At 65.5% G+C, this 19,362-nt stretch carries 25 protein-coding genes; 24 read left to right on the forward strand and 1 reads right to left on the reverse strand.

The genetic code is table 11. The annotated features are described in order from the left end of the window. Nucleotides 1-30: 30 nt before the first annotated feature. The 11 genes from AB0395_RS39690 to AB0395_RS39740 all read left to right on the forward strand — a co-directional run bounded on the left by AB0395_RS39690 (nucleotide 31) and on the right by AB0395_RS39740 (nucleotide 10,246). Nucleotides 31-648, forward strand: coding sequence for a hypothetical protein (locus AB0395_RS39690; protein WP_366290678.1), 618 nt, complete (start codon nucleotides 31-33; stop codon nucleotides 646-648). A gap of 15 nt (nucleotides 649-663) precedes the next feature. Then, nucleotides 664-1,620, forward strand: a complete 957-nt coding sequence (locus AB0395_RS39695; RefSeq protein ID WP_366290681.1) for a phage major capsid protein — start codon at nucleotides 664-666, stop codon at nucleotides 1,618-1,620. A 62-nt stretch (nucleotides 1,621-1,682) separates the two neighbouring features. Continuing rightward, entirely contained in the window at nucleotides 1,683-2,744 is a 1,062-nt protein-coding gene (locus AB0395_RS39700) for a glycosyltransferase family 4 protein (RefSeq protein WP_366290684.1), read from the forward strand. Nucleotides 2,745-2,753: 9 nt separating this feature from the next. Then, nucleotides 2,754-3,155: a hypothetical protein gene (locus AB0395_RS39705; RefSeq protein ID WP_366290687.1), complete on the forward strand. Its 402-nt coding sequence runs from the start codon at nucleotides 2,754-2,756 to the stop codon at nucleotides 3,153-3,155. Then, entirely contained in the window at nucleotides 3,155-3,496 is a 342-nt protein-coding gene (locus AB0395_RS39710) for a head-tail adaptor protein (RefSeq protein ID WP_366290690.1), read from the forward strand. The genes AB0395_RS39705 and AB0395_RS39710 overlap by 1 nt, the downstream gene beginning before the upstream one ends. Nucleotides 3,497-3,508: 12 nt before the next feature. Further along, nucleotides 3,509-3,838, forward strand: a complete 330-nt coding sequence (locus AB0395_RS39715) for a hypothetical protein (protein WP_366290692.1) — start codon at nucleotides 3,509-3,511, stop codon at nucleotides 3,836-3,838. Beyond that, nucleotides 3,835-4,212: a hypothetical protein gene (locus tag AB0395_RS39720; RefSeq protein ID WP_366290694.1), complete on the forward strand. Its 378-nt coding sequence runs from the start codon at nucleotides 3,835-3,837 to the stop codon at nucleotides 4,210-4,212. Before AB0395_RS39715 ends, AB0395_RS39720 begins: the two co-directional genes overlap by 4 nt. 88 nt (nucleotides 4,213-4,300) lie before the next feature. Then, on the forward strand, nucleotides 4,301-4,891 hold the full coding sequence (locus AB0395_RS39725; RefSeq protein WP_366290696.1) for a hypothetical protein: 591 nt from the start codon (nucleotides 4,301-4,303) through the stop codon (nucleotides 4,889-4,891). After that, nucleotides 4,891-5,253 carry a hypothetical protein gene (locus AB0395_RS39730; RefSeq protein WP_366290699.1) on the forward strand — a complete coding sequence of 121 codons (363 nt, stop codon included), beginning with the start codon at nucleotides 4,891-4,893 and terminating at the stop codon, nucleotides 5,251-5,253. Before AB0395_RS39725 ends, AB0395_RS39730 begins: the two co-directional genes overlap by 1 nt. A gap of 86 nt (nucleotides 5,254-5,339) precedes the next feature. Next, nucleotides 5,340-5,672, forward strand: a complete 333-nt coding sequence (locus AB0395_RS39735) for a hypothetical protein (RefSeq protein ID WP_366290702.1) — start codon at nucleotides 5,340-5,342, stop codon at nucleotides 5,670-5,672. Between the two features lie 38 nt (nucleotides 5,673-5,710). Further along, complete coding sequence (locus tag AB0395_RS39740; protein ID WP_366290705.1) at nucleotides 5,711-10,246, forward strand: NlpC/P60 family protein; 4,536 nt, start codon at nucleotides 5,711-5,713, stop codon at nucleotides 10,244-10,246. 11 nt (nucleotides 10,247-10,257) lie between these two features. On the opposite strand, the gene AB0395_RS39745 is transcribed toward AB0395_RS39740, so the two are convergent. Next, the gene (locus AB0395_RS39745) at nucleotides 10,258-10,839 is read right to left on the reverse strand and encodes a DUF4352 domain-containing protein (RefSeq protein WP_366290708.1); all 582 of its coding nucleotides are present in this window, start codon (nucleotides 10,837-10,839) and stop codon (nucleotides 10,258-10,260) included. Between the two features lie 220 nt (nucleotides 10,840-11,059). Here AB0395_RS39745 and AB0395_RS39750 point away from each other — a divergent pair, with 220 nt between their 5' ends. From AB0395_RS39750 to fxsA, 13 genes are all read left to right on the forward strand, one after another. Beyond that, the gene (locus tag AB0395_RS39750) at nucleotides 11,060-11,233 is read left to right on the forward strand and encodes a hypothetical protein (protein ID WP_366290711.1); all 174 of its coding nucleotides are present in this window, start codon (nucleotides 11,060-11,062) and stop codon (nucleotides 11,231-11,233) included. A 32-nt stretch (nucleotides 11,234-11,265) separates the two neighbouring features. Next, the gene (locus AB0395_RS39755) at nucleotides 11,266-11,715 is read left to right on the forward strand and encodes a hypothetical protein (RefSeq protein WP_366290714.1); all 450 of its coding nucleotides are present in this window, start codon (nucleotides 11,266-11,268) and stop codon (nucleotides 11,713-11,715) included. Between the two features lie 62 nt (nucleotides 11,716-11,777). Then, nucleotides 11,778-12,272, forward strand: coding sequence for a hypothetical protein (locus AB0395_RS39760; RefSeq protein WP_366290717.1), 495 nt, complete (start codon nucleotides 11,778-11,780; stop codon nucleotides 12,270-12,272). A gap of 29 nt (nucleotides 12,273-12,301) precedes the next feature. Then, a complete protein-coding gene (locus AB0395_RS39765) occupies nucleotides 12,302-12,985 on the forward strand; it encodes a hypothetical protein (RefSeq protein ID WP_366290719.1) in 684 nt (227 codons plus the stop codon). Nucleotides 12,986-12,997: 12 nt separating this feature from the next. Further along, a complete protein-coding gene (locus AB0395_RS39770) occupies nucleotides 12,998-14,068 on the forward strand; it encodes a hypothetical protein (RefSeq protein WP_366290722.1) in 1,071 nt (356 codons plus the stop codon). A 21-nt stretch (nucleotides 14,069-14,089) separates the two neighbouring features. Further along, nucleotides 14,090-15,907: a hypothetical protein gene (locus tag AB0395_RS39775; protein ID WP_366290725.1), complete on the forward strand. Its 1,818-nt coding sequence runs from the start codon at nucleotides 14,090-14,092 to the stop codon at nucleotides 15,905-15,907. Then, nucleotides 15,900-16,301 carry a hypothetical protein gene (locus AB0395_RS39780; protein ID WP_366290728.1) on the forward strand — a complete coding sequence of 134 codons (402 nt, stop codon included), beginning with the start codon at nucleotides 15,900-15,902 and terminating at the stop codon, nucleotides 16,299-16,301. The genes AB0395_RS39775 and AB0395_RS39780 overlap by 8 nt, the downstream gene beginning before the upstream one ends. Before the next feature lie 74 nt (nucleotides 16,302-16,375). Next, nucleotides 16,376-16,813, forward strand: coding sequence for a hypothetical protein (locus tag AB0395_RS39785; protein WP_366290730.1), 438 nt, complete (start codon nucleotides 16,376-16,378; stop codon nucleotides 16,811-16,813). Nucleotides 16,814-16,818: 5 nt separating this feature from the next. Then, nucleotides 16,819-17,331: a hypothetical protein gene (locus AB0395_RS39790; RefSeq protein ID WP_366290733.1), complete on the forward strand. Its 513-nt coding sequence runs from the start codon at nucleotides 16,819-16,821 to the stop codon at nucleotides 17,329-17,331. A 35-nt stretch (nucleotides 17,332-17,366) separates the two neighbouring features. After that, entirely contained in the window at nucleotides 17,367-18,107 is a 741-nt protein-coding gene (locus tag AB0395_RS39795; RefSeq protein ID WP_366290736.1) for a peptidoglycan-binding domain-containing protein, read from the forward strand. A gap of 87 nt (nucleotides 18,108-18,194) precedes the next feature. Beyond that, entirely contained in the window at nucleotides 18,195-18,770 is a 576-nt protein-coding gene (locus AB0395_RS39800; RefSeq protein ID WP_366290738.1) for a hypothetical protein, read from the forward strand. Between the two features lie 9 nt (nucleotides 18,771-18,779). Beyond that, nucleotides 18,780-18,968: a hypothetical protein gene (locus AB0395_RS39805; protein ID WP_366290741.1), complete on the forward strand. Its 189-nt coding sequence runs from the start codon at nucleotides 18,780-18,782 to the stop codon at nucleotides 18,966-18,968. A gap of 131 nt (nucleotides 18,969-19,099) precedes the next feature. Continuing rightward, the gene (fxsA, locus tag AB0395_RS39810) at nucleotides 19,100-19,252 is read left to right on the forward strand and encodes an FxSxx-COOH cyclophane-containing RiPP peptide (protein ID WP_366290744.1); all 153 of its coding nucleotides are present in this window, start codon (nucleotides 19,100-19,102) and stop codon (nucleotides 19,250-19,252) included. Nucleotides 19,253-19,362: the final 110 nt, after the last annotated feature.

Genomic DNA, 19,362 nt, shown 5'->3' on the forward strand with positions numbered 1-19,362 from the left:
ATGGCAGGCCACCACCTTTGAAAGGCCGCGATGGCTGACGACACCACCACCGAGCAGAACGACGACTCCACCACTGTGGAGCCGACCGCAGAGGCCTCTGCGACGGAGACCTCCCGCAGCGATGACAGCACGCTCGGCGAGACCGGCAAGACCGCGCTGCAAGAGGAGCGCAGGGCCCGGCGCGAGGCCGACAGAGCCCTGCGAGAAGCCGCTCGGGTCCAGCGTGACCTGGAGAAGCAGCTCAGAGAGTTCGAGGACCGCGACAAGAGCGACCTTGAAAAGGTCACTGCTCGCGCTGAGGGAGCGGAAAACCGCATCCAGGGCCTGATCACTAAGGCCGTCCGTGCGGAAGTCCGAGCTTTTGCGACCCCAAAGTTCGAAGACCCAGGGGACGCGATCGCGTTCCTGGATCTGGCTTCCTACGCCGACGACGACGGCGAGATCGACGCCGAACGTATTCAGGCTGACCTCGCTGACTTGCTGGAACGCAAACCCCACCTGGCGAAGAAGACCCCAGCGCCGGAGCCGGAGCACAAACGCCCGGCCCCTGACCGGACGCAGGCATCCAGCGCCAACGCTTCCCGATCTTCCACCCCTGCGGACGAGTTCGCGGGATTCATCCAGTCGCGGCTCAACAAGGGCCGCTGAGAAAGGTAGTGCCTGATGGTGGCGACCGCCCCGATCAAGCTTTCCGACATCAATGACGCGCTACTGCCGCGAACGATCACCGGCCCGATCTTCGAAAAGTCGGTCGAGCGGTCCGCCATCATGTCGCTGGCCCGCCGGGCCCCCCTGGCGATCGACGCCACCACCTCGATCCCGGTCCCGCTGGACGTGCCGACCGCGGACTGGGTCGGCCAGGGCTCTCGTAAGCCTCTGTCCAGCGGCGGGATCGACGTCAAGCAGATGACCGCCAAGAAGCTCGCCGTTCTCATCCCGGTCGCCGAAGAGGTCGTCATGACCAACGCGGCAGGCCTGTGGACGCAGCTGCAGAACGACCTGCCGACCGCGTTCGCTCGCGCCTTCGACCGGGCCGCGATCCACGGCAAGACGATGAAGGGCGCCGCAGGGCCGTTCCCCGATCACCTGATCGAGACCAGCAAGTGGGTGCACCTGGGCACCGCCGCCGACAACGTGGGCGGCATCTACGCTGACCTGGTCAACGGCATGTCTGAGGTCGTCGATGATGACTGGGACTTCACCGGGTTCGTCGCTGACCCCCGGCTGAGGCCGCAGCTGCTGCTCCAGACCGACGCCAACGGCCGCCCGATCTTCGTCGACACCACCACGCCCGGCATGGACCAGGCGGTGGCTGGCACGCTGATCGGAGAGACGCTCGCCTACTCGCGCAGTGTGTCCGGCAAGCACCGCCGCCAGTCCGCCTCGACCGACACTGGTCTGCGGGCGATCGGCGGCGACTGGTCGCAGGCCGCGTACGGCGTCGGTATGGACATCACCGTCCGTATCTCCAAGGAGGCGACCTACGTTGATGAGGATGGCGGGGTGCATTCGGCCTTCCAGGAGAACCTGGTGCTCCTCCTGGCGGAGGCCTTCTACGGGTTCGTCGTTGGCGATGTCGAGGCGTTCGTCAAGTACACCGCCGCGGGCAACATCTCCTGATGCCGCCCCGTCGAAGAGCGGTTGATGCCGCCCCAGCGAGGCGGACGCGCGCACCGAAAGTCGTGGCCACGCCGGAGGGCGGCACCCCGAAGGCGCCGCCCTCCACCGCCGCCGCGACGCTCACCGGCCGGACTGATCGGCCGAAACGCATTGTGGTGCGGATCCACTCGGCGCCGCCGGACCACAACGCAGGCGGCGAGTGGGCATTGTTCTCCATGCTCCGCCCGCTGGCGGCTCGCGGCCATGAGGTGACGGTGTGGCTGTCGCGGTACGGCAAGGCCCGCGACCCGTACAGCATCGACGGCATCAAGGTTGTCCCGCTGGCATCCCGACTGGATGTCGGAACCGCGATCCGGCATGCCGACGTCGTGGTCTCGCAGTACGAGAACGTGCCCGCCGCCGCGGCGTTGGCCCGCGGGTACGGCATCCCGTTCGTGGGGTTGGCACACAACCCGGCGCCGATCATCTTCAAGAACCTCGCCGCCGCATCGTGCGCACTGGTCGTCTACAACAGCCTGCACCTGCAGGCCGAGGCCGACGTTCAGTTCGCCGAGCACCCGAAATGGGCGCAACCCGCCTGCTCCATCGTGGTGCGACCCCCGGTGTTCGCCGACGACTACGCCACCACTCCCGGAGACGCGATCACACTGATCAACCTCAACCGGGAAAAGGGCGCCGAGTTGTTCTGGCGGCTCGCCGAACGGCTCCCCGACCACCGGTTCCTCGGCGTGCAGGGCGCTTACGGGCAGCAGATCCTCCGCGATCTGCCGAACGTCGACATCCTCGAGCAGGTGCCGGGCGAACGAATGCGGGACGAGGTGTACGCCCGCACCCGCGTGTTGCTCATGCCGTCGCACGTGGAGTCGTGGGGCCGCGTCGCGGTGGAGGCGATGGCCAGCGGTATCCCCGTCGTCGCGAACCCCACGCCGGGTCTGTCGGAGGCGCTGGCCGACGCAGGCCTGTTCTGTGAGGTCTCCGATGCGGAGGCGTGGGCGGCGACGATCCGGGCGCTCGACGACCCGGCCGAGTGGCAAACCGCCTCCGACCGAGCCCGGCAGCGCAGCAAAGAACTCGACCCGACTGAGGATCTGGCCCGCTGGGTTGAGGCGATCGAGGCCCTGTAGGAGGTCGCCGTGACACTCACCGCTGTGGATCTCGCTCTCTACCTGGGCTTGGCAGAGATCAACGAGGCTCGCGCGGACCTGCTCCTCAACCAGGCCACGCTGCTATCCGAGTCGATCGTCAAGCCGCTGCCGGAGGGCGCCAGCGCGGTGGTGCTCGCCGCCGCCGGCCGGTGCTACGCCAACCCACAGGGTGTCTCTCAAGAGTCCGTAGGTCCTTACAGCGTGCAGCGCCCCCAGGCGGGCCTCTACCTGACCAAGGCAGAGACGGCAACGCTGAAGCGCTTGGGCGGTCGTGGGGGAGCATTCACTGTCGACCCGACTCCAGACACCGCTGACCCGTCCGCGTCCTGGCCGATCGCTCTTGATCCGACCTGGCCGGAAGAGGGTTGGTATGAGGCGGGCTGGTACTGATGCCCGTTCCTCTACCGCAGGGCGAAACGATCGTCATCCTGCGCCCCACCGGCAGGACGCGGGACAGTGCTGGCAACTACGTGCCCGACGGCGACCGGGAGATCCCCGTGCCGGGCTGCGCGGCCTGGCCGACCGGCAGCACCGAACAGGTCGAGGCCCAGGACCAGACGACCGAGCTGTTCACTGTCCTGGCCCCGTACGGGGCGGACATCCGCGCCACGGACCGGGTGCGGTTGCACGGCCGGGTGTTCACCGTGCAAGGCGAACCGCAACTCTGGAAGTCGCCGCTGACTGGCGCCGCGCCCGGCTTGGAGATTCGCCTCGAACGCACGAAGGGCTGAGAGGGGGGCGGCGTGGCTAAGGCGCGTTTCAAGCCCAACAACAAGTCCATCGGCGCCATGCTGCGGTCCGCGAAGATGGAGCAGGAGATGGTCGAGCGGGCGCGCCTCATCGTCTCCTACGCCCAGGCGGACGCCCCGCACGACTCTGGCGAGTACGCCGAGTCGTTCGAGATCGACAGCGGCCAGTCTGGCAGTCCGATCCAGCTCGGCACAGGTGACCGTGCCTGGGCGAAGATCCGAAACGGCTCGGAGGCTGCGGCGCCTCTGGAGTTCGGCAACCGCCGTGTCGGCGAAGGGCAGCGGATCCTCGGCCGGGCGATTGATCAGGTAAGTCGCGAATGATCGACGTCGAGGCACTCCTAACGTCATGGATCGAGGTCAACGTCGTCGGCATGCACGCCATGTCCGAGACACCCAATGACCTTGACAGCCTCGTTCCCGCGGTGAGGGTCCGCCGGATCGGCGGCCCCTACGACGGGTTCAAGCTAGACCGGGCAACGGTCGATATCGACGTGTTCGACGCCACCCGCGACGGCGCTTCCACCGCAGCACTGGACGTTCAGCGGGCGCTACACGACCGCCTGGCTCGCAACAAGGCAGGAAACGCCGTGGTGACCCGTGTGGAGACCCTCACCGGGCCACGGCCTCTGCCGTACGACAACGCCGGCCTGCGCCGCTTCGGAGCGACGTACCGGATCACTGTTCATCCGGCCTGACCTGGCCGCCCTTTTCCAGCCCCGAGCCTCACCGGCCGGGGCTTTTTCATGCCCGCCTTCGCGCGATCGAGCGCATACGAAGGGACTGATGATCATGCCTACTATCCTGCGCGCCGCTGAGCTCGCGGTCGTCGGGAGCAACGGCGGCGGCTGGGTGGCAACTTTGGGGACGGCCCAGCCTGCCAACCCTCAAACGTATCCGCTGGCGCCCTGGTACGCACTCGGCGCGATAAGCGACGACGGCTTGACCTATGGATTCGACGAGGACAGCCAGGACTTCACTCCGTGGGGCCAGTCGTCGCCGTTCAGGACCGTGGTGACGAAGAGCGTCCGCACCTTCAAGATCACCCTGTGGGAGACCAACAGGCCGGCGGCCCGGTCCGTTATGACCCGCATCCCCATTGCTGACCTCACTCCCGACATCAACGGGGTCACTTCCTACGCCGAGTCAGCCACCCAGTCGCCGGACCGACGCTCGTGGATCTTCGATGTGTACGACGGTGACGCACTGGAGCGCTTCTACGTGCCAGCCGGTGAGGTCACCGACCGTGGAGACGTCACGTTCAAGCAAGACGAAATGTCCGGGTATGAGGTCACCATCTCTGCTTACCCGGACGCTTCGGGCAACACGGTGTACCACAAGCTCATCACCCCTGAAGTGGAGGTGCCTCTTTCCTAATGACTGCTACCCGACCCAAGGTCATCACGTCCGGCGGGGAGCCGGTCGCGCACTTCGACCTCGACGCCGTAGAGGTCGAGGCCAACCAGGTGCCGTTCACGTTCACTCTCGGCGGCGAGCTGTTCACCATGCTCGCTCCTGAGGATGCGGACTGGCAGGTCATGACCGATACTGACCGGCCCGACTGGACACGTGCGTTCATGCAGGAGCTCCTCAAGGATGACTACGAGCGCTTCGCCAAGTACGCGGTGCCGATCCGCAAGCTCAACAAGCTCATCGAGGCCTGCACCGAGCACTACGGGATCACGCCGGGGGAATCCAAGGCCTCCGCTCGCTCCTCGAGGAGCACCCGGAGGCGGTAGAAGCCGACCTGTGGATCTACTGCAACGGCACGGATCTACGGGATCTGTGGCGGCCTGGCGGGCGCCTTACGTGGCGCTTGCTCGGCGTGCTGCTGCGGAACTTACCGCCGGAGTCCGCCACCAAGACCGCGCTGCGCAACGGCATGTCGGAGCAGGAGATCGAGCAGGCCTCCGAGGGAGCTGACCCATCTACAGGCCGCTGGTCTCAGGCCGAGATGCTCCAAGCGCTGGAGATCGACGCGTTACGGCAGATCGCTTACATCCTGCTGCAGGTCAACGGCGTCAAGAAGGCCACACTGCCTGACCCGATATCCAGGCCTGGCGTGAAGCCTAAGAAACAGAAACCGGCACGCAGGCAAATGACTCCAGAACGAGCCGAGCGCCTTTATCGGCTCATTAACGGCCCGGATACCGCATAACCGGCTGACCAGCCACAACTCACGAAACGAGGTGAGTCGTGGCTGAGTTCACCGCTGGCGACGTCATCGTCCCCGTGGTGCCCAGCGCCAAGGGTTTCATCAGCGACTTGAAGAAGCAGCTTCTTCCTGGCGCCTACGACCTTGGCCAGGCGATCGGACGGGACATCCAGAGGGGCGTAAAGGACGCCCTCGACGGGATCTATGAGCCGCTGCAGGAGCAGACGAAGAAGCAGCGGCAGCGGGCGCCAAAGGACGGCGACGAGGTCGGCGGCGCGTTCGCCAAGGGGTTCAAACGGCAGGTCGAAGCGGCATTCAAGTCGCTGCCGAAGGCTGAAATCACTGCCGACTCGTCGGAGGCGCAGAAGAAGGTCCAAGAGCTTCGGGCCGCTCTGGAGACGCTGTCGAAGAAGACCGTCGGTGTCGACATCGACGCCAAGACCGCTCTCGAGGAACTGACGAAGCTTCAAGCGGAGCTGTCAGCGCTGAATGAGGACGCATCGGTCGACGTCAAGGCCGACACCGCTGCGGCCCTCGCCCAGCTGGCGAAGGTGCAGGCCGATGTCGACAAGCTCAGCGTCGAGAAGGCCGAGATCCCTGTCCGGGTGAAGCCGGAAGGGGAGCCGGCCGCAGAAGGCACGCGGGCTGGTGGCGCGTATGCGCAGGGCTTCAGGGCGCGGGTGGAGGCGGCCTTCAAAGCGCTGCCCGACCTGGTCATCGACGCCAACTCCTCCCCAGCGGCGGCGAAGATCGCTGAACTGCGGGCCCGGATGGAGTCGCTGGCCGGCAAAACGGTCGGCATCGACATCAACGCCTCCGCAGCACAGGCGGAACTCGCCGCGATCCAGGCAGAACTGTCGTCGCTGGACGGACGGAACATCTCCGCTGACGCCCAGGTCGACGTCGCTGCTGCCCTGTCGCAGCTCGCTGCAGTCGAGGCGGGCCTGTCTCAGGTGGACGGGCGGGTCGCGAACGCTCGTGTGGATGTCGATGTCGCTGGAGCTCTTACGGGCATCGCGACCGTCACCGCGGCTCTGGCGGCTATCCCCGCAGTAGCTACGGCCGCGCTGGGTGCCGGAGCGCTGGGTGGCGTGTTCGCCGCGGCGGGCGCCGGCCTGGCCGGTGTCGCCGCAGTGGCGGCGCCGAGCCTCGGCAGAATCAACGAGGCACTGAAGGAGCAACAGCAGTCCGCTACGGGGGCTGCATCTGGACTGAAGCAAGCCGCAACCGAGACGCGGAACCTCGCGGTCGAGGCTGCTCAGGCCCAGATTAAGCAACTGCAAGCGGCGAACGCCGCTGACCAGCTTCGGGCCGCACAGGACCGGGTGAAGCAGGCCGCGGCCGGGGTCGTCGAAGCGAAGAACCGTCTGAAAGCGGCGGTTGCCGCGGCGGGCCAGGCCCAGCAGGCTGCGGCGGAGAGAGCAGGCCGGGCAGAGCGCGGTTTGGCCGACGCCCAGCGAAACGCCCTCAAAGCGCAGGACGCCCTGAACAAGGCCCGCCAGCAGGCAGCGCGGGACTTGAAGGATCTGGCGCGGCAGGCTCGCGCGAACAGCCTGGACCAGCGGGATGCGGCGCTCGACGTCGTCGATGCCGAGGCGGAGCTGAACAAGGTTCGCGCCAATAAGAAGTCCTCAGCGGAGGACATCGAGCGCGCGACCATCGCGTACGAGCGGGCGAAGCTCCGCGTGGATGAGTTGAAGGCGTCGGCGGAGAAGCTTGCCGAGCAGCAGGCCAAGGGGGTTGAAGGCCAGGACTCGGTGGTCGCGGCGAAGGGCGCTGTTGAGGCGGCGAATCAGCAGATCATCGACCAGGAGGCGCAGGTCGCCCAGGCCCAGACCGAAGCAGGGCGGGCCGGTGAGGAAGCGGCTAAGCGGGTCGCCGAGGCGAAGAAAGCCGTCGAGGAGGCGCAGAAGCGGGTTCTCGACGCCGAGCGCGGTGTTGATCAGGTCAAGCGGCAGCAGAAGATAGCCGCGTTGCAGGAGAGGATCCGCAAGCTTCAGGCAGCGGATGCAGCGAAGCGCCAGAAGGAGCAGGCCAAGCGAGCCGCCGCAGCAGCGGCGGCAGCGGCAGCCGCGTCACAGGCTAAGAGCGGGCAGAAGACGGCGAAATTGTCGCCGGCCGAAGCTGCTGCAGCCCAGCAGATCAAGGCGTTCCAGGACGCCTACGTCAAGTTCCAGCAGCAACTCGCCCCGTCGGTGCTGCCTGTCATCACGGGCGGCCTGGACGCTGTCTCGAAGCTGTTCAAGCCGCTGACGCCACTGATTCAGGGCTCGGCGAAGGCCCTTGTCGGGCTGGAGAAGGCCGCGTCGAAGGCTCTCGGTGGCAAGTTCTGGACGAGTTTCTTCGCTGACCTGTCGAAGCAGGCGCCGACCGCGATCTCCGGTCTGGGCAAGAGTTTCGGCAACATTATCACCGGGATTGCCGGGATCGTGAAGGCCTTTCTCCCGTTCACGGGCACAGTCGTCGGTGGCCTGCAGAAAATCACCGGAGCGTTCGCTACTTGGGGAAAGAACCTCGCGCAGTCCCAGGGATTCAAGTCTTTCGTCTCGTTCGCAAAGACGAATATCGGCCCTTTGGTTGTGTTGTTCCAGAGTGTCGGCAGGGCGATCGGCAACATCATTTCCGCGCTGGCACCTTTTGGGCAGACGGCTCTAGCTGGGCTGACCGGTCTGGCGTCGCTGATCTCCCGGCTCAGCCCCGGCATGATCCGTGGAATTGCGGTCGCGATCGGCGCGGTCGTGATCGCCGTCAAAACCTGGGCCATCGCTCAGGCGATCCTGAACGTGGCGCTCTCCGACAACCCCATCGGGTTGATCATCACCGCGATCGGCCTCGTTGTCGCTGCCGTCGTTGCAGCCTATGCGGCGTTCCCCGAGTTCAAGGCCGTCGTTGACGCCGCGATCCAGGGCATCACAATGGTGATCTCGTGGGCATGGGAGAACGTCATCAAGCCCGCATTCGAAGCCTTGAAGACGTTCGTTATGACGGTGGTTGCTCCGGCGGTCACGTGGCTGTGGCAGAACGTTGTTGTCCCGGCCTGGCAGGGCATCTCGGCGATAGTGACATGGGCGTGGACAACTGTCATCCAGCCTGCTCTGAAGGCCTTGTGGAGCTTCATCAAGACGGTGCTGGCCCCGGCGGTGGCCTGGTTGTGGGAAAACGTCGTCAAGCCTGCCTTCACCAAGATCGGTGAATGGATTAAGACGGCGTGGACAACTGTCATCCAGCCTGCTCTGAAGGCCTTGTGGGCGTTCGTCACTGAGACTTTGGCGCCTAAGGTGCTATGGCTGTTTGAGAACGTCGTCAAGCCCACGTTCGCCAAGATCGGTGAAGTCGTTAAGGTGGCGTGGGAGACCGTCATCAAGCCTGCATTGACAGCGCTGTGGAAGTTCATCACCGATGATGTCCCGAACGGCTTTAAAAAGGGTGTAAGCCTCATCGAGGGGTTCTGGAATGGCCTGAAAGAGGTTGCGAAGAAGCCAATTAATTTCATAATTTCAACCGTTTACAATAACGGAATCGTCAGGGTATGGAACGCTGTTGCCGATGCTCTCGGCCTCAAGGATGCCAAGCTCGGGACGATCCCCGCTCTGGCGACAGGAGGCATCTATCCCGGCTACACGCCAGGCAGAGACATCGGGCTGGCTGCGGTATCCGGCGGTGAGGCCATCATGCGGCCGGAGTGGACACGGGCGGTCGGCGAGCGATACGTGCATGGTGCCAATGCTGCTGCGCGATCTGGAGGTGTCGGTGGCGTTGCCCGCTTCTTGGGCGTAGCGGGTGACCCAGGCTTCGCGGGCGCATTTGCTGATGGCGGCATCGTCGGCAACATCAAGGACATCCTTGCCGGTGGTTTGAGGATCGGCGCAGAAAAGCTCCTCAACCCGTTGCTCGACGGCGCCTCAGCGGCGATGGGTGACTCCCCGTGGGCGCGGATGCTCGTCGGAGTGCCGAAGAAGCTGATTGCCGACGTTATCAAGGTTGTCGGTGGTAAAGAGGAGAAGGTCGGCGGCCCGAAGGCCGCCAAGATGATCGCTTACGAGCGGGCCCAGCTCGGTAAGCCCTACAGGTGGGGCGGCACAGGGCCGGACTCGTTCGACTGTTCCGGCCTGGTTATGCGGGCCTTACAGGCGGCTGGAGTCTCTGGTGTGCCGCGGGTGAGCCAGGACCAGATGAAGTGGGTCAAACCAGTCACTTCCCCCAGCCCAGGAGATCTGGGCTTCCCGCACCCAGGCCATGTGTGGACCTACTCCGGTGGCGGCAAAATCATCGAGGCGCCGTACACCGGAGCGCGCGTCCGGGAAGTGGCCGCTCGGCCTGCCCAGCTGATCGGGCGTCCGCAGTACGACAACGGCGGCTACCTGATGCCAGGCACCAGCCTCGTGCACAACGGGACGGGAAGACCGGAGCCGGTTCTCACAAATCAGCAATGGCAGGACATCTCCCGCCAAACGTCAGGCGGGGATGGCTCACTGGTGTCGATCGGGGAGATGCACGTCACCCCGGAACAGTCGCCGTACGCGATCGCTGAGGACCTCAGGTTCATCATGGGGCGAGGCCTGAGGTCCCGAGGGTGAGTTGTGGGCGGTTATCCGACCGCCCACACTCCCTTCTGGTCGGCGAAGCCGGAGTTCAGAGCGAACTGGAGTCGCTCGATCTTCGCTTTGGCAGGCACCTCGAAGACCAGCACGCCGCGGCGCTTGTCACCTGGTGCGATGGTTGTGCTCTTGAGCTGAGTGGTTCCGGCGATCTCTCCGAAGAGGCTGGGGTCGTGCTCCTGGCCTTCAGAGTCAATGACTTTGGCGCCATTGCTCGGGGAGTCGTCGTAGGTGGCGGTACCGACGTTCTTCAGAACGAGCTCTACTCCGTAGAGGCGTTTGCCTGCTTGTGCGTTCTGGATTTCGTTCGGCGCTTTGCCGTTTTTGATGACTTTGACAACGCTGACAGCGATCTTCAGCCCCTCGTCGGAGCCAGTCAATGTGATGGCGTCACCAATGCCTGCTGGCTTCGGCTTGGTGGAGCCAGCCGAGGATTCCCCCTCGGACGGTTTGCTGATCGCCGCTTCTTCGGCGGCAGTGTCGGCGTCGGGAGTGCTCGTCACAGTCGGTGTGCCGCAGGCCGTGAGGGCGGCGGTGGTGACGGCGAGTGCGAGCAGGCGTGCAGACCTCAAGGATCACTCCAATAGTGGTGCGCGATGCGTGGACGTCCCCCGACAGATCGGCAGTTTGCCACGGTCCAAGTCTTGCCTGTGGGCGTTTTACGGCGATCGGTAATCAAAACGTGGCCTGAATCGGCCCTTTTCTCTTTTTGGGCAGGAGGCGCTTGTGCCTTGGAATCCAGACAGTGGGATCACTTTTGGTGAATACATGCGAAATGGTGACGGGCGGAGCGTGGAGCACATTCGAGGAGGCCGGACCTGGGTCACCAGAGACCAGGTGAGCGAGGGGCGCACCGAGGACGGCGGCCGATTCAAAACCGTCCGTGACCAGCGCGGCCATGACGTCACGCAGGAGACCACCCCTGTCGGCCGTGAGCGGCAGCACGTCCGCATCAACCTGCCCTAGGGGGGCGCCGTATGGCAATGGATCAAGATGGGGTGTTCAACGACACCTGGGTCAAAGCGCTTTCGAACACGATCGCGCTGAACCTGGCCGACACCACCCCCGGCACCTACAAGGGAGCCCTGTTCACCGGGTCGGCCACCCCGAACATGTCCCAGACGAACCCCGCGTACGGGACGTCGCCCTGGTCGACAGGGAACGAATCGTCGGGGCCGGGCTACACCGCTGGCGGCGTCAGTATGACAGTCACGTCGTTCGCTGAGCTGGCTGGAGCGACAAACAAGATCGGTTGGAAGTTCTCCACGATCTCGTGGACGTCCACGACGATCACGGCTGAGGGTTTGCTCGTGTATGTGCCGGGCCTGTCGAGCCGGGCGGTGATCTTCCGCTGGTTCGGCCAGCCATATCTGACGAGTGACGGCGACTTCCAGGTCGCTTTCCACACTGACGGGATTCTCCGCGAGAAACTCCGCGCCAACCCGTAACCGCAAGCAAGGTCGCCCCGCCTGGCCGGGGCTTTTTTCATGCCCGCGATCAGGAGTAATACATGACTTTGTACTGGGCCGCTAATGGCGCGATGCCCACCACTGCGGCGTTGAGCCCGGTCACGACCGGTACCGCGATCAAGACGTTGTTGCAGATCGCTACCCCGTCCACCCAGATGATCAGAGTGGTGGAGTGGGGCATCTCGTTTTCCGGCTTCAGCGCTGCGGCCCCGATCCAGGTGGAACTCGTCCAGACCGACGTGGCCGCTACTGTGACCGCGCACGTCGCCGCTGGAGTGCAACCCTATGACGACCCGGGGGCGCCAGCCAGCCTGATGACGCTCGGCACCTCAGCGACTGGCTACACCGCCACCGCCGAGGGTTCCATCACCGCGACCAGGTATGGCGATCTGCAGCAGATCGCACCCACCGGCCAGTACATCAAGCAGTACCCGCTCGGGCGCGAATTCAAGGTCCCTGTGAGTAAATTCTTGCGCGTCAGGGTGACCGCGGCGGCAGCAGTGAATGCCTACACCTACATCGTGTGGGAGGAATAGTGCTCTCTCCCGGCGTGGGAGGAGAGTAAATGCCCACGTATATCGCGACCGCTACCGCAACCTCCAGCACCACCCCATACACGGTGGCGAAACCAACAGGGACGCTTTCCAGTCACCTGATGCTGCTTTTTCAGGCGGCTGACACCGGCGGAGCCACGACACTGACCACACCGACCGGCGGCACCACGTGGTCCCTGCTGGCATCCACAGACATGGATGTCGGCGGCACCCGAGTCTGGTGGAAAATCGCCGGGGACTCCGAGCCCTCCACATACGGCTTGGCCCAAAACAGCGGCGCTGACGGTGTCGTTGCAGTGGCGGCTATAGCAGACGTCGGTCCTCAGACGCCTTTCGTTGCCCAGTCCACTGGCAGCGGCTCCAACACCGTCAGTACCCCTTCGGGGACCCCGTTCGCTGGCGCTGACATAGAGCTGCGGTGGGCTGCCGGGAAAGGCGCGTCGGCGTCCGTGACGTGGACACCGCCGGCTACGTACACCGAGCAAGCTGACCTGCAGTCTCGCACCTACACCACTGCGTGTCTGGCGACCAAACAGCTGACGTCATCGTCGGCCACCGGGGCGTTGAACTTCACCGCGTCCAGCACAGGAACGCTGGGCAACTCGGCGGCTTTCACTGTGATCGTCCCTGCAAGTACAACAGCGCGGATCGTTGCCGTCACCTACGCCGCGGTGCAGCGCGCCGCCACCTGGTAAGGAGGCGGCGTAGTGGCGAGGCTGGGACGCAGCTACTACTGGCGGCCGGTCATCGCGCGGCAGCGCTACCGGCTAGACAACTCGATCACCCTCGGCGCGTTCGAGATCAGCGCCGAGTTTCCGGCCGTCACGGCGACCACACCGGACGCGTTCATACCCCTCGGCGCGTTCGAGATCAGCGCCGAGTTTCCAGCGCTGTCGTTGTCTAACGACCTCCGCCGCACCCTGCCGGCGTTCGAGATCGCCGCCGAGTTTCCGTCGCTATCGGTGTCGGTACCGGTCCAGCCCGGCGATCTCATCACCGGTGATTTCCAGATCGAGTGGGGCGGTCTTCTTTTCGGCGCACCGGACGGCGTCTACCAGATCCTCGCCGAAAGCGTCGAAGGCTGGGACGACCTGCCCGGCATGGACTCAGGTAACGTCGCTCGACCGTCCCGGCACGGCTCCTGGGCAGGGCGGCGCCTGAGCCAGGACCGGCAGGTGTCGGCGATCATCGGCATCGACACCAGCGTCGACTTCACGACCGCCCTGTCTGAGATTCGGCGAGTTCTCGTGCCGCCGGACGATGAGACCGAGAACACACTGGTCATCTCCACCCGAGACGAGGTGCTGCTGGCGTACGCCGCGGTGGACGCCCGCGTCATCCCGCCGCGGGACTACGCGCAGGGCTGGGCTCCCGTGTCGGTCAGGTGGGTCTGCTCCGACCCTCGCAGGTATGGAATCACCCGCCAAGGTGCGACCGTCCCTTTAAGCACGCCGACAGAGCTGTACAACGGCGGCAACACTGCGACGCACCCGCTGATCCGCCTTCAGGGGCCTGTGACGAACCCGGTGCTGGAGAACGACGCAACTGGCCGTGCGCTGTACTTCTCCATCACGGTGGCATCCAACGAACGCCTCGACATCGACACGGATGTCGGCACCGTGACGATCGGCTCCACCAACAAAATGTCTGCCCTCACCGGCGCGAGCGCGCCCGTGCAGGACTTCGTGCTCCTGGCCGGCAGCAACTCCCTGACCTACACCGCGACCAGTGGCGGCAGCGCTGGCGCGGACTTCTTGTGGCGCGACGCCCACCTATGACCTCGGCGGGAGGTGGTGGGTGTGCCCGCGACCTTCCGGTCCTACTCCAGCGCCACGATCAGCAGCACCCCCAACCGGGTCCCCAAGCCGCCCGGTACAAGGCCCGGGGACGTGCTGGTGGCGTTTTCCGCGGCGGACTCCGGCAGCAACTTCCAGATAACGCTCACCGGTGGACCTGGTGAGTGGACATCCCTCGCGGACACGCCGGGTGGCATCTGGGCAGGGACACGCGTATGGGCTAAAACCGCGGGGGCGTCGGAGCCTGACTTCTACGACGTCACGCAGGCCATCACCGCAGACGGCGTGATCTTCGTCATCGCCGTGCGAGATGCCACCATCGCTGACATCGTCATCGCCTCGGGCTCAGGCATCACCTGCCCAGACGCGACACCCGCTACAGCGTCCGGGCTGGAGATCCGGTACGCGGTAGGGATCCGGCAGACCGGCGGCACCCTCACCTGGTCGGAGCCATCCGGATACACGTCCATGCAGGCGCAGGTGAAAATCTGGGCGTCTGCGATCGTCGCGACCAAGCAGTACGCGTCATCGTCGCCGGTGGGGTCGCTGACGCTGACGCCGTCGGTGACCACGTATGTGGCGCATACCTACACGGTGCTGGTGGCGTCGGCTAGTGCCCCTCCGACGCCAGAGCCACCCACGGTCCCGGCGTTCGCGCCAGGCCGAGGAAGCGCGCTCTACCAATACGTGTTCCGGCGGATGCTGGACCGCACCTATCTCGGCCACCTGGACCTGGCGGGGGTCTCATTCGACAAACGCATCGGCCAGCCCGGCTCGTTCTCGGCGACGATCCCGATCCCGTCGCGGCGCGTCGGCGACCAGGTCGCCGAGATCATCCCCCGAGACGAGGCCTACCTCGACCGCGGCCCTGGCGTGATTTCCTGCGAGATCTACCGGGCCGGGGTGTGCTGGGGGGAGTACTGGATCACCAGCGCCACCATCTCCCGCTCCGGCCGCGGCACCCCATCGATCTCATTGAGCGGGTCCACTTTGGACGCCTACCTGCTGCAGGTGGAAATCCAGAACGACCTGGGCCCCTACGACGACACCGATCAGATCACCATCGCCCGCGCGCTGTTGACCGACGCACAGAGCCAGCCGCACGCGAATCTCAGCCTGGTACTGCAGTCCGGCACATCGGGTGTGACGCAGAGCCGCGAGTATCTGGCGTCGGAGAACGTCACCTACGGGCAACGCCTGCAGGAACTCGCCGCCACGGACGGCGGCTTCGAGTGGATGATCAACATGGTGGTGTCCGGCGGCACCCTGCAACGCCGATGGGTGTGGGGCTACCCGCGGCTTGGTATCCAGGACCCGCCGCAGCATGTGTTCGTCGACAGCCCGCACGGCGGTGACGTGCTGAGCTGGAGCGAACAGATCGACGCCCTGCGCGGCGCAACCAGATGGCGGGCCAGCGGCGCCAGCAGCGGCTCCGGAGACGCCTCCACAGGCACCTCATCCCTCATCTCCGACCCTGTCGAGGCGACCGCCCACTTGACGGCCGGGTGGCCGCGGCTGGACAAAACCGTGGCCTACAGCGATGTCGACGACGAGCAGACCCTCGCCGACTACGCCGCCTACTGGGCCGCCACTGTGCCCGGCGCGCTGCGCGTCGACCAGCTCACTGTGGCGCTCGGCGCCGAACCGAGCCTCACCCCCAACCTCCTCGGAGACACGGCCCGGATCTACCTGGAAAACGAATGGCACACCCGCCACAGCCGGGTTCGGCGCATCATCGGCCTCGGCATCACACCGGTCTCCCGCGAGAGCGGCAAAGAAGAAGCAGAGCTCGTTTTGGAAGGGCGGGAGCCTGATGCCTAACCAGTTCCCCGGCGATTTCTTGCAGGACGTCAAAGACATCCAGGACACCGCCCAGGCGGCCCAAGCGGCAGCAACGCGACGCGAGCCCCTCACGTCCGCCTCTCAGGGGTGGTGGCTGCCCAACCGGGCGGCCCCGGCGACGCCTGCCAACGGGGTGCACATCTACGCATCCGGAGGCGAGTTCTGGGTCAAAACCGCTGCAGGCGTTACACGGGGCATCATCCCGCCGCAGGCCGCCACTCTGAGCGGTCCGGCGTCCTTCGTCGTGTCCAGCGCGCCGACGAACTACAACCAAGGCTGGGGCGGCGACGTCAGGGCAGCTCTGCTGGACCTGCACACCGTGCTGAGCACCCTCATCACCCAGCTCAAGGCCGCCGGTATCGTCGCGCCCTGACCCTTCTTCCTCTCCGACTTCCACTTGCTGGCGAGGCGGCATCTACCTGCGCCCGTTTCATGAAAGGGCCGTCTATGCCCTCCATCAAGGGCCGCATCCGCATTACTCGTCTCGGTCACCGTGGTGAGCTCCTGCTCGCGCTGGCGCTGCTTGACTTCGCGCAGTGTTACCGGCTGACGTGGCCGTCAAAGGAGACCCTCGCCTCCACTACGACCCAGTTCCTTGCGAACGTCCTGCCGCTGCAGGTGTGGGGCGTCATCTGGGGCCTGGTGGGTGTGGTGTGCCTGGCCCAGGCATTCATGAGGACCGACAGGTACGCCTTCGCTGCGGCCAGCGGATTGAAGGTCGGGTGGGCGTTGGTGCATATCGCTGCCTGGGTCTGGGGTGTGCCTCAGGTGTGGTGGTCGGCGGCGATCTGGTTGGCCTTCGCGCGGCTGGTGCATGTGATTGCGAAAGTTCCCAACCAGCCTGAGCTGGTTGTTCCTCCTATTCCTACAGGTGGTGCTCCCTGAACACGATGCCGCTGGCCCTGCTGAACGCCCCGGCGTGGTCGCCTGACAACACGGTTGCGATAGTCGCTGCCGTAGTGGCATTGATCGGTACGGTCGCGGCGGGCATTGTTGCCGGCCGTGCGTCGGTGAAAGCAAACCGGGTCACGGCTCAGTCGAATGAGCGGGTGGCTGAGCAGCAGGCTGCGGCTGAGAGGGCCAGGGTCGAGTCTGAGGCGTTTTCCCGGGCGAAAGAGATCTACGACCACGCGATCAGTGAGCTGCGCGAGGAACTGGACCGGGTCCGCGCCCAGCATGAGCGCACCCAGGAGCAGCTCGACAAGATCAGCGAGCGGTTACTCAGCGAACGTAACTCCTCCCAGGAAATAAGAGACCAGCTACACGGGGCGCAGCGGGAAATGGCCGCGATGACCTCCCGCATCGAGTACATGGAACGCGTGATCGGCAACCTTCGGCAGCAGCTCCTCACCGCTGGTCTGACCCCTGACGAGCACATCATCCACGGAGGGAGCTCCCCTTGAGGACTGTCCAAGCTAAGCACTACTACGAGGGTCGCTTGAGCCCCATTCGGCTGATCGTCATGCATTCCATGGAGTGGGCCGAGAAGGGCACCACCGCGGAGGACTGCGCACGCATGTTCGCCACCATGGCCCGCCCTGCCAGCGCACACGTGTGTGTCGACAATGACAGCGTGGTCCGATGTGTCGCTGATCGAGACACGGCTTGGGCGGCGCCAGGGGCCAACGCGGACGGGCTCCAGATGGAGCTCGCCGGGTTCGCCCGGCAGAAGCGTGAGGACTGGCTCGACTCCTACTCGCGGGATCTGCTGAAGCAGGCCGCGGCTGTCGCCGCAGGATGGGCGAAGCTGTACAAGATTCCGATCCGGAAGCTCAGCCAGGCCGAGCTGAGGGCCGGACGGAGGGGGTTCACTTCCCACATGGACGTGTCGGCCGTGTACAAGCGGTCCGACCACGGCGACCCCGGCACCGGCTTCCCTTGGGACGTGTTCCTGGCCATGGTGAAGGACGTCTTGTCCGGTGAGGACGACGGCGACGACGAGATCGTGGCGCCCAAGTGGACCAGGCCATTGTCGACCCCTCCGACAACCAAGGGGACGGACGTCCGTATCTGGCAGCGGCAGATGCGCAAGCGCGGCTGGAACATCACCGTGGACGGCTGGTACGGGCCTGCCGACGAGGAGATCTGCAAGAAGTTCCAGCGCGAGAAGGGGCTTCCGGCCACCGGTGTAGTGGATGCGAAGACCTGGGCCGCCGCTTGGACTGAGCCCATCACCTGAGCCTGTTCCTCCCCTGACGCCCTGACCGCTGGTCGGGGCTTTTTTCATGCCCACACACGGGCGCCTGCCCGCCTTTGGAGGTCGCCCATGCCCTCACCCGACCGCGCGTTCGAGGCGCGGCGAACGGCCCTCTCCGCCGCGGTGGCTCTTCATGGGCCGCTGCGGCTCCAGCCGGGCGTGGACCGGGCGGTCACGGTCGCCGCGGCGGAGAACGCCGTCCGGCGCACCGCAGCCACGTTCACGGCCTGGTTGCTCGGCACGACCCGCATCCGGCTCATCCGTGGCCCCGTCGTCGACGAGACCACAGGCGTGCCATCCGGCACACAACCCAACCAGGAAGGCACAGACATGACGCAGCTCAACACTGGCCAGCAGGTCACTTTCGTCGCTGACACCGAAGACGCCAGCGGCTACGACACGAACGAGCAGATCGAGTGGTCGACGAACGAGCCGACCATCGCCGTGCTCCACGTGTCCGAGGACACCAGGTCCTGCCGAGTCGTCTCCGGCGCCCCGGGTTCCGCAGTGCTCAGGGCGGCTATTCCGGCGCTCGGCCTGGAGGTGACCGAGGCGATCGACGTCGTCCCGGCCGGCACCGCCACCATCAAGCTCGTCGCTGGCCCCGTCGAGGACGAGACCCCGGCGCTGGGCGAAGGCGAGTAGGCGGCCACCGTGAACGTAGGTAAGTACGCCAAGACCGTCGTCGCGGCTCTGTTCGCCGCGGTTGTCATTGCGAAGAGTGCGGTCACCGACGGGGTTTACAGCCCGGCCGAGGTGATCGACACGGTGCTGGCGGTGCTGACCGCGCTGGGCGTCTGGGCGGTGCCCAACGCCCGGAAGTCGGACTCGTCGCAGCAGTAGTCTGGTCGTGTACGGGGTCGAGTCGCCAGGCATGGCCGCTCGGCCCCTTTTTGATCTCCCAGAGCTGGGAGACGCTGGGAGTTGCGGCGCGGAGTTCACGCCCCTGCCCGCCTGACTGTGAGGAGAACCGTGTGGATGCCGCCGAGACGGCTGTACGGGACCTGCGGAACACGCCGCTCGCTCTGGTAGGGGAGTCGGAGGCGGACGCCATCCTGCGGCGCATCCTGCCCGACAGTGCTGACGCGGGGCGAGTGCCGGTGGCGGCGTTCAACTCGTCGATCTGACGGTAGCCTCACTCATGTGGGGTCTCGGACGTGCGGCCGTACGGACTGAGACCCCACCCCAAACACTGCGGCGCCCCGCTGTCCTCCGGGACAGCGGGGCGTTTTCGTCA

The sequence above is a fragment of the Streptosporangium sp. NPDC051023 genome (assembly GCF_040689595.1).
GTDB lineage: Bacteria > Actinomycetota > Actinomycetes > Streptosporangiales > Streptosporangiaceae > Streptosporangium.

Coding starts and splice junctions, on each gene's coding strand:
- AB0395_RS39730 (WP_366290699.1), top strand. CDS start 4,891: ATGACTGCTACCCGACCCAAGGTCATCACGTCCGGCGGGGAGCCGGTC.
- AB0395_RS39695 (WP_366290681.1), top strand. CDS start 664: ATGGTGGCGACCGCCCCGATCAAGCTTTCCGACATCAATGACGCGCTA.
- AB0395_RS39790 (WP_366290733.1), top strand. CDS start 16,819: ATGCCGCTGGCCCTGCTGAACGCCCCGGCGTGGTCGCCTGACAACACG.
- AB0395_RS39710 (WP_366290690.1), top strand. CDS start 3,155: ATGCCCGTTCCTCTACCGCAGGGCGAAACGATCGTCATCCTGCGCCCC.
- AB0395_RS39800 (WP_366290738.1), top strand. CDS start 18,195: ATGCCCTCACCCGACCGCGCGTTCGAGGCGCGGCGAACGGCCCTCTCC.
- AB0395_RS39760 (WP_366290717.1), top strand. CDS start 11,778: ATGACTTTGTACTGGGCCGCTAATGGCGCGATGCCCACCACTGCGGCG.
- AB0395_RS39780 (WP_366290728.1), top strand. CDS start 15,900: ATGCCTAACCAGTTCCCCGGCGATTTCTTGCAGGACGTCAAAGACATC.
- AB0395_RS39765 (WP_366290719.1), top strand. CDS start 12,302: ATGCCCACGTATATCGCGACCGCTACCGCAACCTCCAGCACCACCCCA.
- AB0395_RS39725 (WP_366290696.1), top strand. CDS start 4,301: ATGATCATGCCTACTATCCTGCGCGCCGCTGAGCTCGCGGTCGTCGGG.
- AB0395_RS39690 (WP_366290678.1), top strand. CDS start 31: ATGGCTGACGACACCACCACCGAGCAGAACGACGACTCCACCACTGTG.
- AB0395_RS39785 (WP_366290730.1), top strand. CDS start 16,376: ATGCCCTCCATCAAGGGCCGCATCCGCATTACTCGTCTCGGTCACCGT.
- AB0395_RS39720 (WP_366290694.1), top strand. CDS start 3,835: ATGATCGACGTCGAGGCACTCCTAACGTCATGGATCGAGGTCAACGTC.